The sequence below is a fragment of the Paenibacillus humicola genome, assembly GCF_028826105.1.
In the GTDB taxonomy this organism is placed as follows: domain Bacteria; phylum Bacillota; class Bacilli; order Paenibacillales; family Paenibacillaceae; genus Paenibacillus_Z; species Paenibacillus_Z humicola.
Window position 1 is genome coordinate 3,183,797 of sequence record NZ_JAQGPL010000001.1, and the last position, 15,934, is coordinate 3,199,730.

At 58.4% G+C, this 15,934-nt stretch carries 14 protein-coding genes; 1 reads left to right on the forward strand and 13 read right to left on the reverse strand.

The features are described from left to right. Positions 1 to 385 precede the first annotated feature (385 nt). The 6 genes from PD282_RS14565 to PD282_RS14590 all read right to left on the reverse strand — a co-directional run bounded on the left by PD282_RS14565 (position 386) and on the right by PD282_RS14590 (position 7,863). The gene (locus PD282_RS14565) at positions 386 to 604 is read right to left on the reverse strand and encodes a hypothetical protein (protein WP_274651390.1); all 219 of its coding nucleotides are present in this window, start codon (positions 602 to 604) and stop codon (positions 386 to 388) included. 273 nt (positions 605 to 877) lie between these two features. Then, positions 878 to 2,050 (reverse strand): GNAT family N-acetyltransferase, encoded by a 1,173-nt coding sequence (locus PD282_RS14570; RefSeq protein WP_274651391.1) that lies wholly within the window; start codon positions 2,048 to 2,050, stop codon positions 878 to 880. Positions 2,051 to 2,220: 170 nt separating this feature from the next. After that, positions 2,221 to 3,219, reverse strand: a complete 999-nt coding sequence (locus tag PD282_RS14575) for a phytanoyl-CoA dioxygenase family protein (protein ID WP_274651392.1) — start codon at positions 3,217 to 3,219, stop codon at positions 2,221 to 2,223. 89 nt (positions 3,220 to 3,308) lie between these two features. Then, positions 3,309 to 4,223: an AraC family transcriptional regulator gene (locus PD282_RS14580; protein ID WP_274651393.1), complete on the reverse strand. Its 915-nt coding sequence runs from the start codon at positions 4,221 to 4,223 to the stop codon at positions 3,309 to 3,311. Positions 4,224 to 4,317: 94 nt separating this feature from the next. Further along, the gene (locus PD282_RS14585) at positions 4,318 to 6,633 is read right to left on the reverse strand and encodes a PAS domain S-box protein (protein WP_274651394.1); all 2,316 of its coding nucleotides are present in this window, start codon (positions 6,631 to 6,633) and stop codon (positions 4,318 to 4,320) included. Positions 6,634 to 6,942: 309 nt separating this feature from the next. Then, positions 6,943 to 7,863, reverse strand: coding sequence for an aldo/keto reductase (locus PD282_RS14590; protein ID WP_274651395.1), 921 nt, complete (start codon positions 7,861 to 7,863; stop codon positions 6,943 to 6,945). A gap of 264 nt (positions 7,864 to 8,127) precedes the next feature. Here PD282_RS14590 and PD282_RS14595 point away from each other — a divergent pair, with 264 nt between their 5' ends. Then, positions 8,128 to 9,063, forward strand: a complete 936-nt coding sequence (locus PD282_RS14595; protein WP_274651396.1) for a hypothetical protein — start codon at positions 8,128 to 8,130, stop codon at positions 9,061 to 9,063. Between the two features lie 50 nt (positions 9,064 to 9,113). Here the strand turns inward: PD282_RS14595 and PD282_RS14600 are convergent, their stop codons facing one another. The 7 genes from PD282_RS14600 to PD282_RS14630 all read right to left on the reverse strand — a co-directional run bounded on the left by PD282_RS14600 (position 9,114) and on the right by PD282_RS14630 (position 15,728). Then, the gene (locus PD282_RS14600) at positions 9,114 to 9,290 is read right to left on the reverse strand and encodes a hypothetical protein (protein ID WP_274651397.1); all 177 of its coding nucleotides are present in this window, start codon (positions 9,288 to 9,290) and stop codon (positions 9,114 to 9,116) included. A gap of 81 nt (positions 9,291 to 9,371) precedes the next feature. Next, positions 9,372 to 10,784 carry a HAMP domain-containing sensor histidine kinase gene (locus tag PD282_RS14605; RefSeq protein ID WP_274651398.1) on the reverse strand — a complete coding sequence of 471 codons (1,413 nt, stop codon included), beginning with the start codon at positions 10,782 to 10,784 and terminating at the stop codon, positions 9,372 to 9,374. Next, complete coding sequence (locus tag PD282_RS14610) at positions 10,781 to 11,446, reverse strand: response regulator transcription factor (protein ID WP_274651399.1); 666 nt, start codon at positions 11,444 to 11,446, stop codon at positions 10,781 to 10,783. Before PD282_RS14610 ends, PD282_RS14605 begins: the two co-directional genes overlap by 4 nt. 149 nt (positions 11,447 to 11,595) lie before the next feature. Beyond that, the gene (locus tag PD282_RS14615; RefSeq protein ID WP_274655230.1) at positions 11,596 to 12,687 is read right to left on the reverse strand and encodes a glycosyltransferase family 4 protein; all 1,092 of its coding nucleotides are present in this window, start codon (positions 12,685 to 12,687) and stop codon (positions 11,596 to 11,598) included. Between the two features lie 129 nt (positions 12,688 to 12,816). Beyond that, entirely contained in the window at positions 12,817 to 13,269 is a 453-nt protein-coding gene (locus tag PD282_RS14620; RefSeq protein WP_274651400.1) for a divergent PAP2 family protein, read from the reverse strand. A 108-nt stretch (positions 13,270 to 13,377) separates the two neighbouring features. Beyond that, positions 13,378 to 14,277, reverse strand: coding sequence for an NAD(P)/FAD-dependent oxidoreductase (locus PD282_RS14625; protein WP_274651401.1), 900 nt, complete (start codon positions 14,275 to 14,277; stop codon positions 13,378 to 13,380). 140 nt (positions 14,278 to 14,417) lie between these two features. Next, a complete protein-coding gene (locus tag PD282_RS14630) occupies positions 14,418 to 15,728 on the reverse strand; it encodes an eCIS core domain-containing protein (protein WP_274651402.1) in 1,311 nt (436 codons plus the stop codon). Between the last annotated feature and the right edge of the window lie 206 nt (positions 15,729 to 15,934).

Below are 15,934 nucleotides of genomic sequence, written 5' to 3' on the forward strand. Positions count from 1 at the left end.
TTCGCTGCCGGACGGCATTGACGTACCTTTGCCAAAAATCTCGCACATAACATTCCCACAGCAGAATCCAGAAACCGAGCACGCTTAATATTATCGCAACATTGTCCGCTGAACCGCTTGCGGAGCTTCCTTCCATGGTCGTCCCTGCATACAGGATTACACCGCTTATCAGCATTAAGCCGCCTGCCAACACTCGCTTCATTCTAGTCGCTCCCTGCTTCGCCAGCCGCACAGCCCGTTTATCCGACCCTCATGAGCTCCGTGAAGCCGGCATCATACGACCGTCCCGTGCAAACAAGCAGACCGTTAAGGCAGCCGCAGCCGGCTCCTCATAACGGTCTGCTTGTCCGCTTGCGGCCCGCAGAGCGCGGCCGGATTGCGGCGTTTAGGCGCTGCAGCCTTCGCATTCGTAATATTGATCGCCGGTCGTCTGCTTAACGTCAAGCAAATCGCCGAGCACAATATCGTCCGTTTCGGTAAACTCGAAATCCGCGATCTTGAGCAGCACCTTCGCCCTCGCTTCTTCTTCCGTGGCGGCTGTCCAGCTGAATTCGCCTTTCTTGCCGGTCGATTTCACTTCGAATGCAAACAAATATCTTGCCACTCGTTTCCAGCCTCCTCGAGTCGATTTAGTTTACCCTATCACGATCTCGAAAAGGAATCAAGCCCGTTCATAGATTGTCAGAGCCGCGCATTTCGGACAAATTTTGGTGCCGTTAAACTCGAGTATACGCTTGAAACGATGCCCGTTTACACAATGGTACCTTCGTCCAAACCACAGCAGCAGCTTCACCAGATCACCCTCGTCCGTTCAGATTAACTTCACGGTACCATAAACCGCGTCAAGATTCTGTCGAACCAAGGTTGTCGAAAAATTTTAGAAAAAATCGAGCAAATAGGTCTGCCGCGAGGGGATAATCGCTTCCAGGCGGGCGGCCGCTTCGGGCGAGCCGGTAAGCTTTCCGAAGCCGTGCAGCTGCAGCGGGCGCAAATATCCCATCAAGAGCGCAGTCCACGTATTGATATCGCAGGCAAGCCTGGGCGCTTCGCCGCTGTTTTCCCGCTCCAGCGAGCCGCTGCCGTCCGGCGCCACCGCGAGCCGCCAAATGCCTTCGTTCCATTCGGCATGCCGGTCGCTCAGCTCGACGGTCAGGCGGGTCGCTTCCTTGCCCGGCGCGAAAGCGTATTGGCCGGCGAACGCGGCCGCGTCGACGATCCGCGCCATGAAATACGGCACGACCTCTTGTCCGATCCGCGGATTCGGCAGCAGATAAGGAAGCGCGTCGTCCATCGGCGCCTCCAGCACCGCCTTGTCGATCATCGAATCGTGGTTGGCGATAAACGTCCAAAGCGCCCTCCGGGCTTCCTCGTCCTCAAACACCATTTCATGCACGGTCATAAGCCGGTCCGCGACCTCGTAGAGCATATAACCTGCGGGCTCGCCGTCCGGGCGGCGGCAAACCGCGGCGTTACCCTTCTTGCGGCGCAGCACCGACGTTTTCCACCACGCTTCGTCGCGTTTCAGCGTGCCGTTATACCGGGAGGCATAACGCTCGTAGATGCCGGACAGCTGCGGGATTTCCTCCTCGCTGATCCGCGTCACGTGGAGCGCCGATGCGGTTCTGGGCGGAAACATCGGCGCTTCGACCGTATACTTCTTGTACTCGGTATAGGTTTCATAGCCGTATTTCCGGTAGAAGCCGAACGAGAACGGCGCCAGGCACGACACGCTCTGCCCCCGCGCGCGCATCTGCTCCAGCGCGTGCGAAATCAGACGGGCGACGTGCCCCTGCCGGCGATGCTCGGGCCAAGACGAGACGCCTGCGATACCTCCCATGTCCAGCGCTCTGCCTTGCACATACAGCTGCAGCGGGATGATCGTCAGCTGGGCCTGGAGATCTCCCTCCTCGAACACGCCCCATACGTTTTCCGGCTTGAATCTTCCCCGCGCCGCTTCCAGCTGCTCCGGCGGCAGCTTCATCTGAAACGCGTACATCGCGAGCTTCATGCTGATATCAAATTCATCCATCCGAAGATTTCTGAGCTCCACGTCAATTCCGCCCCTCTCTCATCCAGTCGATAACCCCGCAGCAAATCGGCGGGCTTTCACTTCTTCCATCCCCGGGTATCCGATTCCTGCCGAACGGACCGAAAACGGCAAAAAAAATACGCCCGTCCGGACGAATCCAGAGGGCGCCGCTGACAATTGCCAATCACATGTTACGAGCCGTTCCCGTCCGTTACGGGCATCATCATGCCGTTATCCATCCCCATCATCCGGACGCTGCCGGCCGATTCCCCCGGCTCCGAGACGATCACCTCAGTGCCGAAAACCGGCTTCGCAAAAGGCATATGGGTCGATCCTCTGGCCAGGATCTGGCGGTAGTTGCCCGAACTGCCTTCATATCCGTCATGGTCCCACGGCACCCACGAACGCGCGTTGCAGTAGTGGCACACGTACGACCGGCGGAACCGGTCCGCCGTGCGGTTCGGATACGAGCGGTGAAACAGGTGCGAATGGAAAAACAGTACGTCGCCGGCCTTCATCGGGACCGGAATCGGGTCCGGGTAGTTCGCGACAACCTTGGACAGCGTATTGACCTCGTCGTCCAAGTGGCTGACGTTGTAGACGCCTTGCAAATCGCGAAACGTCTCCTTCGCTTTCGCCGTCCGCTGCGCGCTGTCCCCCGGCGGGTAAACCGGCTCGTGATTGGAGCCCGGGACGACCCACAGGCAGCCGTTCTCCTCATCCGCATCCTCAAGCGCAATCCAGGCGCCGATCAAGGAATCGGGCTGGGTCGAGATATAATAGGAATCCTGGTGCCAGCCTTGTCCGCCGCGGCCGGGCGGATTGAAAAACAGCATCGACTGCAGCGCGTAGACGTCCGGACCGATCAGTGCCTGGATGACGTCGAGAATGTGCGGGTGAAGCATTCCCCGCTCCGCTTCCGGTTCGATGCGCGACAGCATGTGCACACGCGTCCGCTCGGCGAATTCCGCCTTTAACGGATCGCGGCTCGCCGGATCGGCCGCTCCCTTCTGCGATTCGTTCTGCAGCCTCATCCGTTCTGCGAATTCGAACAGCTCGCGCGTATCCTGCTCCTTCAGCAGACCATCCGCCTTCAGGAAGCCGTCCCGGTGATACTGCCTGTACTGCCCGACGCTGACCAGATAGCGGTCTGTGCGCCGCGCGTCTTGTACGGCTCCGTTTTGTTCCATAACCGAATCCCTCCATCAAGTCATCCATACCTTTATTGTGCTTAGCGGAGAAAGCGGATTCAATGGATCGAAGCGTGAAGACGGTGGCTTTATTTGATGTCCGCATCCGAAACGACGATATGCCGGTTGACGGGATACGGCGTATCCGGGTCGGCCGCCGCCGGCGCCATATGGCGGAAAATCGGCTCCGCGCATCGCTGCTTGTAGACGGTGGCCGTGATGCCGCGCAGCCGTTTGTACATTTTCGAGAAATGATGCTCGTCCGTGAACCCCACCTGATGGGCGATCTGCTTCACCGTCCACTCGCCGCTCATCAGCAGCTGTTCGGCCCGCTGGAGCCTGCGCTCCAGAAGCGCCTGCTTCGGCGATATGCCGACGTACTGAACGAACATCCGGGTAAAATGCTCGTGCGACCAGCCGGATTGAAGCGCGATCGTCTCAATCGAGAGCCGTTTCTCCAGATGCTCCTCCATATATCGGAGCGCCTTCGTAATGGGCAGCGGCAGCGGTAAAGCGCCATGGCTGTCCGGCTCGCCGGCGGAGGCATCGGCGGGAGCTGCGCAGAGCTCCTCCAAGGCGCCGGCCAGCAGCACGGACAGGCGCCGGATCCAGCCCGCGGGGCGCATGCTGCCGACCCACAGCATCCGCTTGATCAAGCCGGCGGCCAGCTGGTGGCTGCCGGCGGGAACGACAACCGGCTGTCGCAGCTGGCCGACGGGCGTTCCTCCGGTGCCGAGATACGCCGAGCCGTCATAATGAATGAACAAATGCCGGACGCTTCGTTCGGGATCGAACCGGTAGCTGTGACGTTCTCCCGGCCTCGTCATGACGAAGCACGGATCGGTAAGCGCGTATTCCTTGCCTTCCAAGTCGTAAATCGTACCCGTGCCGGAAGGGAAATAAACCAGCTCGTAATCGTCGATCGTTCTCGTTCCCAGAACGGAACCGGGTTTGATCCAGATATCGCCCATGGAGTGGACGACCGGCCACGGGGCTTTCTGCATGCTATGCGCCTCCAATCGCGGACGCAGGCTTCAGGTTGCGTCCGATTCCCATTATGACCCGAAGGGAACGCGATTTTCAAGCGCGGATATTCATTCAGGACGGCGCGAACGTCCGGATGATGTCGACGATACCCTTGATTTGAAGCGGCTTGCTCAAATAGCCGTCCATGCCTGCCGCGAGGCACTTTTCCCGGTCGCCCTTCAGCGCGTTAGCCGTTACTCCGATCATTTTCGGGCAGTCTTTCCCCAGCTTCTCCTTGATGATGGCGGCGGCCTCCAGGCCGTTGATCACCGGCATTTGAACGTCCATGAAGATCAGGTCGAATTTCCCGGTAAGCGCCAGCTCGACCGTCTCGTTTCCGTTTTCGGCGATCCGGATGCGATGACCCTGCTTGCCGAGCATTTTCACAAGCACCAGCTGGTTAATTTTGTTATCTTCCGCCACCAAAATGTCGAGCGGCTCTTGGTCGGGAATAACGAACTGCTTTTCCTGCCTGCCTCCCGGCGGCGCAGCGCTCGCTTTGTCCTGCAGGAACGATGCCGTAAAGGTGAACGTCGAGCCGGGGCCGTTCGTTTCTTCGATCCTGATCTCGCCGCCGAGCAGGTGGATGAGCTTCTTGCTGATGGCAAGGCCGAGCCCCGTTCCCTCCGTCTCGCGGGTCATGAAGTTGTCAAGCTGTGCGAACGGCTGGAACAGATTGCCGATTTTGTCGGGCGGAATGCCGATTCCCGTGTCCCGGATCGAAAATTTGAGCGTAATCGCATCGTCCTTCACCGCCTGCTTTTTGACCGAGATCGAAACTCCGCCCTCGCTTGTGAATTTGATCGCATTGCCGATCAGATTGAGCAGCACCTGCTTGAGGCGCTTCTCGTCCCCGACAAGCACGGGCGGGATATCGGGGCTCAGCAGGAACGAAATGTCGAGCTTCTTTTCCTGCGCCTTCGGCGAGAGCACGTCCACCGCTTCGAAAATACACGAGCGGAGATGAAAGGGCTCTTGGATCAATTCCGTTTTGCCGGAATCGATTTTGGAGAAATCCAGAATGTCGTTAATGATGGCGAGCAGCGATTCTCCGCTTTTGCGGATGATCTCGAGATATTCCCGCTGCTGCTCGTCCAGCTCGGTCGTTTCCAGCAGCAGGTCCGTCATGCCGATGACGCCGTTCATGGGCGTGCGGATTTCGTGGCTCATCACGGCGAGAAATTCGCTTTTCGCCTTGTTGGTCGATTCGGCGGCTTCCTTGGCTACCATCAGCCTCTTCTGCTCGGTGATGTCCTTGGCGATAATGTAGTATCCGACGTTTTCCTGGTTGATGATGATCGGCGCTATGGACGTCAAAACTTCCGCGGCATGTCCGTCCTTGTGAAACACGGTGTCGATGCGCCGATCCTCCGAGCTGTCGCTGACCGAAGTCGCGAGAATTTCTTTGATTCCCTTCATGCCCGTAAATTTGCTGAAATTGACGCCCACCATTTCTTCGATCGGATAGCCGGTCAGCTTTTGAGCCATGACATTGGTGTTGATCACATTTCCTTCGAGATCGAGCGAAAAAACGGCGTCGTGATTATATTTCTTCAGAGACGTATACCGTTCGATCGTCTCCTGAAGCTTTCGTTCAACCAGCTTGCGGTCGGTGATATCCTGAACGGTGCCGTTTATTTTCATCGGATTGCCGTCCTCGCCGAACGTCGCCGCCCCGCGGATATGCAAAAATTTTTCGGTTCCGTCCGGATCGGTAATGGCGAATTCCAGACTTAAATTGCCCCCCTGAAGGGTAAACTCGAGCTCCTCCTGAAACTGCCGCTTCATAAAATCGGGCACAAGATCGGCCGGCCTCCATGATTGCGCGCCTTCATTCTCCGGAAAATGATAAATCCGGCACAGCTGTCGCGAAAAATAAACCCTGTGCTGCACGAGGTCCCATTCCCAGCTGCCGATGGACGCGATCCGCAGCGATTCTTCAAATCGTTCCTCCTGCTTTTGCAGGTTCGTGAACGTTTCCGCGGATCGTTCCATTTCCCGCAGCCGGTCTTCGAGCGCCTTCATCGCGCTCAAATCGGCGCACTCGAGCAAGACGCACGCGGGCGAAGAGCCATCCGTGCGAATAATCCCGGCCCGGATGCGGACGGGAACCGGATCCCCGTCCCTGCGGGCCAGGCGCATCTCGCATTCGGCGAACTCCGTTTCGCCGTCCAGGAGGCGCTCTAATTCCCGCTTCGCCCCGGGCGGTTCGATCAGGTTAAAAAATTCGACGGACGCAAGCTCGTCCTTACGGATGCCGAGCATTCGGCATAACGCGTCGTTCGCGGCTATCCATTCCTTTGACTGCGAAAGGACAGCCAATCCATTTGCAGTAAACTGCGACCACTCTGCCGCATAGCGATGAGCATTTTCTTGCAGATTCAGCATCCGTCGAACCCCTCTTTTTTTGTAAATTGGTCATCAAGCGCCCGAATGGAAGGCTCAATAATTTCATTACCCCCACACAGGCGCGGTGAACCGGCATGGCGGCAAAAAAAATCAGCCGGCATATCCGGCTGATTGTGCGAAAATAGCGAAAACGGCCGTCTCCGCTTCTCGGTGTTCCCGTCCTGCCTGCCGCGTTTGAACAAAGGCCCTCCAGGTTGAAAACGGCCCTTCAAAAAAACGAGCCGCTTTCGGTTTGAAAGCGACTCTGCAAAACGGCAAACGATATCGGGTCTCCCGGCGGCCGGCTTTTCAGTCCTTCCAATCCTGCGGATGCCCGGGCTCGACGAGCTCGGCCGCGTAGGCGTTGGAGAACACCTGCTCGGGGCTTTTGCAGCCCGGGATCACGGCGGTAACGGCAGGATGCTTCAGGCACCAGGCCAGTGCCCAGGATGCCATGTCCGTGCCTTCCGGAACCTCGTCGCGGCGGATGCGTTCGACCTCCTGCAGCTTCTGCTGCGTGCTTTCCGGGTCGTGCCGGTGCCGGACGTCGGTTTCGCCGAAAACGGCTCCCGGCTTGTATTTGCCGCTTAAATAACCGCTTGCGAGCGGCACCCGGGCAAGCACGCCGAGATCCTGACGGATGCAGGAAGGAAACACCTGCTCCTCCGGCGCCCGGTCGAGCCGGTTATACACGACCTGAATCGCTTCCGAGCCGACCTTCTGCGACGCATCCGTCTGGTGGATATTGGCGTTGCTCCCGATCGAGGTGCCCAGATGCCTGATCTTGCCCGCCTGTACCTGCTTGTCCAGCGCGGTCCACAGCGCATCGTTGTCGAATACCTCATCGGGACCGGAATGGAACTGGTACAAATCGACATAATCCGTTTGAAGCGCTTTCAATGAAGCGTCAAGCTGACTGACGACGTCTTCCGCCGAAAAGCGGTCCGTTCGGGTGAAACGCTCGTGAAATTGATGCCCGAACTTTGTGGCAACAACCCAATTGTGGCGTCCTCGGCGGGCCAGGTAGCTGCCGATCATCGACTCGGACAAATGGTCCCCGTAGCATTCCGCCGTATCGATCAGATTCAGCCCCAGCTCGGCGGCCCGGTCCAGAATCGCGTCGGCTTCGTCCTGTGTAAACTGCTGTCCCCATTCGCCTCCGAACTGCCAAGTGCCCACGCCGATAACGGAAACTTTAAGCCCCGTGCTCCCCAGTCTGCGATACTTCATGCCCGATCACTCCCTTGTCATATTCATCCTTCTCTATTAAACGACAAAATGGCGAATCAAGTCAAAACCGTTCCCGAAAACCAAGGCACGAAAGAACCGCATGCCGGTAAATGAAAACCGGATCCGGTGATTTGGGTGCCAGCCTGCCGAGTGCAACCTTTTTGATCGCAGCCGCGTTTATAGGGGTGCAGACAAAATCACCGCAGTCATGTTCCTGCCGAACCTTGTTCCCAATATACCGCCAGTCACGGAGGGAGACCTGAAATGAGAACGAAAAAAGCGCTGATGTCCAAAACCGCCCTGCTGGCCGCAGTCGCCGCATTGGCGTTGACCGTCCAGACCGGTGCAGCCGGAGCTGCCGCGATGTCACCTTTGCAGACGGCGACGCATTCGCCGGAGCAGCAGAATGCCGCAATGGCTCATTATAAGGCGCTGCTCGCCCAACCGGGACAGCTGCCGTCCGCAATCGTTTATTTGAAAAAGCATATCGGCGAATTGACCGCCTACCAGTCGACGATTATGGTGCTTTATTTGGAAAACGCGCTCGTTAAGGCGCTTCCTGCGACGGACCAGCGGATCGGCACCCAGCATGTGCAGAATTCCATCGCCAAGGTGTATCAACAAGGGGACACCTTCACCACCGTCGCGGCCCGGATGAAAGACGCTTCGGTCAAAGCGCTGCTGCTGTCGGCGGCAGCGAGCGGTTATAGACTGGAGACGGCGGAAGGCTTCTTTTTCCCGGTGGTGGATTACGCCGCATTCAAGCCGTTCCAGTCATTCGTAACCGCCGATATCCAGGCGTATCTCGATATCATGGCCGTAGAATCGGAGCAGCCGAGCGTCAAGGACGCGGGTTTGATGATCGGCTACCAGCAGATCGTCAACCGGGCGCTCCTGCAGGAAAGCTTCCTCAAGCGGTTTCCGAACTCCAATCGTGCAGCGAAGGTTAACAGCCTGTTCAAGCAGTATACAATCTTGACGTTTTACGGCGTGAACAATACGCCGCTCTTCGACTACGAGACGAAAACGATGCAGCCGAACGCCAAGAAAGGATACTCGCTCATGCTGCAGTGGCACGACCCGTCCTCAAGCAGCTACCTGACACTGCTGCAAAAATTTATGAACACCGCCAAAGCGAACGATTACAAGCTGACCGCGGCAATGGACAAATTCCGTAAAACGAATATCCCGAATGCGTAACGGATTTAAAACAACCGGCTCCGCCGTACAGGCAGGGCCGGTTTTGCCGTTCAAGGCCGTCCCGGCAGCCTGCGCAAAAAATAAACCGAGCCGGCGAACAGGGCGGCAGAGCCGGCCTCCCCGCCGGCGATTTTAACACCGACGGGTGCGCTGCCGTCAATTAACGTTGCATACAAGGCAAGGCCGGCAGCCAACAAGACAAGATAAAGCAGCCATCGGACGCTCATGACCCTCACCTGACCTTTCTCCCGACGTCCTGAAAAACGGCGCAAATCCGCCGCATATTCGATAGGTCCGTTTTCCTCCGTTCAACGCTTCGCACCGCTCGGCAGTGAGATCTTTATCGTCGTTCCCTTATTCTCTTCGCTCGCAGCGGAGATCGAACCGCTGTACCGTTCGACAAGCCGTTTGGCAATCGCGAGTCCGAGACCGCTGCCGCCCTGATCGCGGCTTCGGGCTTTATCGACCCGGTAAAACCGTTCGAATACACGCTCCAGGTCCCGCTGCGGAATGCCGATGCCGTAATCGGCCACCTCCAGCTCCATGCCTCCGTCGCCGGCAATGGAACCCCTGATTCTGACCCGCCGGTTGTCTCCCGAATATTTAACGGCGTTGTCAAGCAGGATCAGCAAGGTCTGCTGCCAATGATCTTCAGTGAAACCAACAAGGTATCCGGCGTCGTTTGGAGGAAGCTCCTGCTCGAACGTGAATTCCGGATGCAGGCTGCCGAAGTCGGCAACCATGCGCCGAACGACGCAAAAAGGGTCCGAGAGGAGCGCGCTTCGCTCCTCGCCCGCTGCAGGCGCTTCCGCTTTCGACAGCGCCAGCAGCTCCTGCGTCAAATCTTTAAGGCGCGCAAGCTCGCGCAGGGAAGCCTGCAGCGATTCATCCAAAATTTCCGGGCGGTGCTTGCCCCACCGGTTCAGCATCGCCAGATGGCCTTCGACAATCGCGATCGGCGTACGCAGTTCATGCGAAGCGTCTTCGACGAACTGCTTCTGCTGCATAAACGAGCGCTCGAGCCTGTCCATCATCTCGTTGAACACCTGGCTGAGCCGGGACAGCTCATCCCGCGTCCCTCCGATTTCTACCCGTTCGGACAGCCCGTTCTGCCGGATTCGGCCCATCGTGCCGGCCAGCTGACGGATCGGCTTGACGAACTGCCCGGCAAGCATCACGCTTCCGCCGGCGCCGAGCGCGATGCCGAACAAACCGCCGAATCCCATAACCAAGAACAAAAGATGAGTCAGACTCTCATACTTTTCGAGATTTTGCGCCATTTCGATCGTGCCGGCGAAAGCCTTCGCCCGGAACGGACTCCGCAGAATGAGCAGATGATCGTCCCCGTGCCACTGGCTTGTCATTTCCGGTTCCGCCGCCTGCTGCGGCTTTACCCAATCCGCGGGCAGCCGGTTGCTGACGGTCAGCTCCGGGACGCCTGCGTCATTCAGGATCCGGATCATTTGATGGCTGTCGTTCATTTTGCCCAAAAAGCCGCGGCTTTGCGCAAGTCCGGGCGCACCGGGATCCGCATAAAACCCTTGAATTTCTTCCAGTTCCTTCTGCAGCTGCCGTTTTTCCTGGCCGAGCGCCCAGCGGTCGATGACAAGATACTGCACGCCGTTATAAACGACGATCAGGAATAGGATCAGCACGGACGACCAGGCGGCAAGCCTCCATTTGAGCGGCAAAGCGTTCAAGGGCTTCAGCAGGTTTGTCATCGCATCACGTACCCGATTCCGCGGATCGTCTGAATGTAGCCGTCTTCCGGGCAGCCGCTCAGCTTATTTCGCAAATAACGGACGTAAACGTCGACGACGTTCGTCTCCACGTCCGCGTCGATGCCCCAGACGCTGTCGATCAGTGCGTCCCTTGTCAAGATCCGGTTCACATTATGCATAAAAACGGACAGTAGATCGAACTCCCGCTTCGTCAGCGCGATGCCCACCCCGTTTCGGGTCACCGACCGCGAGACCGGGTTTAGCCGCAGATCGCGGAACGCAAGCGGCTGATCGCCGCCGCACCTCGTCCTGCGCAAAATGGCGCGCATACGGGCGAACAGCTCCTCGATAGCGAACGGCTTGGGCAAATAATCGTCTGCGCCGTAGTCGAGCCCGTTCACCCGGTCGGATACGCTGTCGCGGGCCGTCAGCAGCATAACCGGACTGCCGCTTTTCCCGCGAATGCGCCGGCAAACCTCAAATCCGTCGATGCCGGGCAGCATGACGTCCAGCAGGATCAAATCCCAGTCCGACTCCAGCGCCAGCCGCAATCCTGCGGGCCCGTCCGACGCAGCCTGCACCGCATAGCCCTCATGGACAAGCTCGAGCTCGACGAAACGGGCAAAATTCGGCTCGTCTTCTATCAACAGGATTTTGTACATCAAGACCCTCCGTCAACGTTGAATGATTTCCATCCTGTCTTGCCCATTATAAGGCACGAAGCTGAAAAAGGTCTGTGAAACCGGCTGATCATGCGGAAAAAGGAAAAGAGACTTCGTTCGCATTCGTTTCGAACGAAGTCCCCATTCATTCATCGTACTTTGGCAGCATACAGCCGGGCGAGCCGGGCGGCCGTGCCGCTCCAGCCGAACCGGCTTACAGCATCTTTTCTCGCCTGCCTCGCCAGCCGGGCCGACAGCGCCGAGTTCCGTGCAAGCTTGACGAGTTTGTCGGCAAACGCCTGCGGCTTCCGGTAAGCGGTGACGAGCAGCCCGTTCCGGTGATGCCGGATAATTTCCGGAATCCCCCCGTTCCGGGACGCGACGCACGGCAGGCCCGACGCCATGGCCTCGACATTGACGAGTCCGAACGCCTCGTGGCGCTGCGACGGGCAGACGAAGCAGTCGCCGGAACGGTAAAATCCCGGCATTCCGCCGCGAGACACGTACCCTTTGAACGTGACCGGGACCCGCAGGGAAGCCGCAAGCCGCTTCAAATGCGCTTTATAGCCCGCTTTGTTGGTCCCTCCCGCTACCGTAATCCGCATTCCCGGCACCGATTTGCGCGCGATGCGCACGGCCTTCATCAGGACGGGCAGCCCTTTGCGCGGGATCAGCCGGCCTGCGAACAGGACGTTAAAGCCTTTACCGGACGATCTCCGTCTGCCGGACGGCCGGAAACGGTCCAGGTCGACGCCGAGATGAACGTAGGCGATCCGTCCGCGGAGCCGCGGAAACCGGGCGGACAGCGTGCGCTGCAGCGAACGGCTGTTGCCGACGATCATATCCGCCAGCCGCAGCTCCGCCGCAGCTTTCCGGACGGACGTCATCGGCGGCGAGACGAAGGTCATCGAGTGGAGGAAGACGGAAATCGTCGTTTTCGGAAAAGCCCTGCGCACGGCCGGAACGAAAGACGGCCGGTTGTCGATCTGGACGATGTCGAACCGCCTGCCGCCGACTTTTTTCAGCACCTTGGCAATATACTGCTTCTTCGAAGCTGCGGCGACGCGTAAAATCGTTAAATTGCCGTATACCGACCGGGACGGCAGTCCGTTTCGTTTGCGGCTGACGACCGTCACCCGGTGCCGGGATGGAAAGCGCCGCGAGATTTGATAGACGCTGTGTTCGACCGATCCTCCGACCGGCGGCGGCACCGGGATTTGTTCCGGCGCGATAATGAGCACATTCAACTCGGGGTCCCCTCCATACCTGCTTACTGTTGGTTCTACCAAATTATTCGCCGGCCGAACCGAAGTTGTTAGACAGGTATCATGAAGAGGGGATTTGGAGCTTGTACCGGCGGAGCCCGATGTTCAGGAAAAAATCGACACCCGCAGCACCAGCGCAACGGCGATCCCGAACAAAGCCCCGGCAAAAACCTCGATCGGCCGGTGTCCGAGCAGCTCCTTGAGCGGCCACGACTCCTCGGTTCCTTGCTCCGGCTTTGACATCGTTTTGCCGATTCGGTTCAATATTGCGGCATGCAGTCCGGCGTGCCGACGGATGCCGGCCGCGTCATACATCGTAATGATGCTGAAAACGACGGCGATTGCGAACGAATCCGAAGCCAGCCCTTCCTGCATCCCGACTGCGGACGCGAGCGAGCAGACCGCCGCCGAATGCGAGCTCGGCATGCCGCCCGTGCTGAAGCCCAGCCCGATGGTCAGCTTTTTGTTCGTTATCCAATACAGCGGAATTTTGATTGCCTGCGCGGCTACGACTGCGACCAAGGCGGCCATAAGCGGAAAATTAAAAAAAATGCCCAACGTGCGCTTGCTCCTTTGCTCGTACCTCGACTTGCGGCACATGTCCGTACCGGTCCGACCGGGAGGTCAAATGAACCGGGTATTACTATCGATTATAACAGAAGCAGCTTACGACAAAAGACTTTTGTGAATCCATATGGCCGCTTGAATGCCGTCCCCCATGGCGATCGCCGCCTGCTCGGAGTGGGCGGTCACGTCGCCGGCCGCCCAGATATGCTCGCATGCCGTCTGTTTCGTGCGCGGATCGACCTCGATGTGGCCGCTGCCGGCTACGGGAACGCCGAGCTGAGCCGCAAGCTCCGTTCTCACCTTGTTTCCGCCGAAGGCGACGAATGCGTGCGAGGCCGTCAGCCATTCGCCGCTGCCGGCAAGCCGGATCCCTTCGAGCCGGCCCTGCTCGTGCGCGATCTCCGCCACGGCATCCTCGACATAAACAATGCCGTGACGAACCAGCTTGTCCCGATATGCAGCGCCGATCTCCGTCCGCTCGTGATTAATATAGATAAGATCGCGTGTCCAAAAGGTGAGCGTCAGCGCCATCGAAGCGCCGGCATCGCCCGAGCCGATGACGAGCGTCTTCCGGTCCGCCGTCTCGTAGCCGTCGCAGTCCGGGCAGATAAATACGCTGAGGCCGAGGCAGTCCAGCAGCTGCTCCTTCAGCGGAATCCGGTCCTGCACGCCCGTCGCCAGCAAGATCCGCTTCGACTCGTAGACATCGCCGTTATCCCCGGTCAGCATGAAGCCGGCGGTGCCGTTCCGCTCTGCGCGTACAACCCGTCCACGGACAAATTCGACCCCGAGCCGCTCCGCCTGAAGCCGGCCAAGCTGCCGCAAATGCTGACCGCTGACGCCGTCCGGCCAGCCGATAATATTGTGATAGCAGCGGCACAGCGAAGAGCGGCCATCGCCCGAATCCAGCACCAATGTCCGGTGGCGGTATCTTCCCAGCTGAATGGAGGCCTGAAGTCCCGCGAGCCCGCCTCCGATAATTGCGCAATCGAAAACCATATCCGACCTCCCGACCGAGATGCGGGGAATCCCGCCTCGAAGCGTTCTTTTCTCTCATTATGGTTCGGATCGTTTTTTTTATCCTTCGCGCCCGCCTAACAAAAAAAAAACGGCCCGGGCTATCCGGCCCGGGTGAACCTTTAGAAAGGCGCGCCGCCGCCGGCTTTGTACCAGTTTTCCGCGCTGCCCCACTTCTTGACATAATTTTGTTCGCCCGAATGTCCCCGGTTGCACGAGGAATGTGCGAATACGCTTCCCCGCATGTTGTACAGCTTCTTCATATTGGCCCCGCTCAGCTCGTCCGTGTCGTCCTCCGTCAGCTGCTCTTCTGTAATGAACGCATGAAGCCGATCTTTCCAAGGCGGAAGATGGTCCATGTCGACCTTTTCGCCTTTCTTGATTTTTTGGCGGCAGATATGGCAGACATAGCTGCCGGACGCGTCTTTCGGCGTATCGGTCTTCATCCAACCTTTCGCCGTTGAATCGAAGGACAAGCTTTTCCGGACATCGGAGGAAAGCACGTCGTCGGGATCCATCGGGTCGGCTGCATAATCGGCCGGATCCCATTCATCGTCGCTGTCGTCCTCGGAATCCGATTTCGAATCGCCGATCGCGCCGATTTTATCCAGAAACTCCCGGATGGTTAAATCTCTTTTGTCGTTTTTATTTTCCTTGGTTAAATCCCGCTTTAAATCGCGATCGCTTATTGCCTGCTTCAAATCGTTCGTATCGAAATATTCGGCGATATCGTCGATGGTCGCTTCATCGCCGCTGCCCGTCACCACCCTCCGCTGGACGATGCCGCTGCCCCGCGACGGCCTTTCAATTCCGGCGGATGAGTCAGCTTCCGCGGCGACCTCTCCCGTGCCGTCCGCTTTCCGCTGAACGGTGCCGCTCCCGGCCTGAAGCGCTCTCGCTCCCATCGCATCGGCTTCCTCTTCCAGCGACCGCTCGTCGTTCACCGCCTCGCCGCTAACTTCCGTCGTCGGCGCGACCCGGCCCTGGCGCTGTTGGACGACGTGCCAAGCCTCATGCGGCAAATGCTTCTCCTGTCCGGGCCCGACGTAAATATCCGTCCCCTGCGCATAAGCCAGCGCCTGCAGCCCGGCCGGTTTAACGGAATTATAATGGACCTTCACATCGTCCATCGTCATTCCGCTTAAGCGCTCCACGCCGGATTTCAGCACGTCCGGCATACCGGTGCGGTTTTCCTTGCGCTGCAGCGTCAATTCCGCCGGCGGCCTTCCGTTCCCGAGCCATCGGCCCAATGCGCGGTTGCCCATCGATCGCTGCAGCTGGATAAGCGCTCCGGCCGAGAACGGCTTCTGACCGCCGCGAATGCGGTCGCCTGCCGGTGAATTCGCCGCCGCTTTACGCGCTTCCGTTTCGAGATTCGTTTCGCTGCGCGATATTCGTTTCGCCGGCTCCTGTCCCGGCTTTTTCGACATCATCGGACAATGTCCCCCCAAAAGTGACTGCTTCTTCGTTCTTTAATCACAACATTCAACAGCCGGACTCCGATTCCTTCGACCCGGCGGAATCGTTTCAAAATAAAGTTCAGATCTCGGGCGCGGTTTCGCCCGTTCTTATTAAATTCCCGAATGAAGCAGGCCAATAAGGGGAAAATAGGGATATCCGAAAACGCCTTAGCGCTTGC

Coding starts and splice junctions, on each gene's coding strand:
- PD282_RS14590 (WP_274651395.1), bottom strand. CDS start 7,863: ATGAAGTATCGCAGACTGGGGAGCACGGGGCTTAAAGTTTCCGTTATC.
- PD282_RS14610 (WP_274651399.1), bottom strand. CDS start 11,446: ATGTACAAAATCCTGTTGATAGAAGACGAGCCGAATTTTGCCCGTTTC.
- PD282_RS14600 (WP_274651397.1), bottom strand. CDS start 9,290: ATGAGCGTCCGATGGCTGCTTTATCTTGTCTTGTTGGCTGCCGGCCTT.
- PD282_RS14625 (WP_274651401.1), bottom strand. CDS start 14,277: ATGGTTTTCGATTGCGCAATTATCGGAGGCGGGCTCGCGGGACTTCAG.
- PD282_RS14595 (WP_274651396.1), top strand. CDS start 8,128: ATGAGAACGAAAAAAGCGCTGATGTCCAAAACCGCCCTGCTGGCCGCA.
- PD282_RS14580 (WP_274651393.1), bottom strand. CDS start 4,223: ATGCAGAAAGCCCCGTGGCCGGTCGTCCACTCCATGGGCGATATCTGG.
- PD282_RS14575 (WP_274651392.1), bottom strand. CDS start 3,219: ATGGAACAAAACGGAGCCGTACAAGACGCGCGGCGCACAGACCGCTAT.
- PD282_RS14585 (WP_274651394.1), bottom strand. CDS start 6,633: ATGCTGAATCTGCAAGAAAATGCTCATCGCTATGCGGCAGAGTGGTCG.
- PD282_RS14605 (WP_274651398.1), bottom strand. CDS start 10,784: ATGACAAACCTGCTGAAGCCCTTGAACGCTTTGCCGCTCAAATGGAGG.
- PD282_RS14630 (WP_274651402.1), bottom strand. CDS start 15,728: ATGATGTCGAAAAAGCCGGGACAGGAGCCGGCGAAACGAATATCGCGC.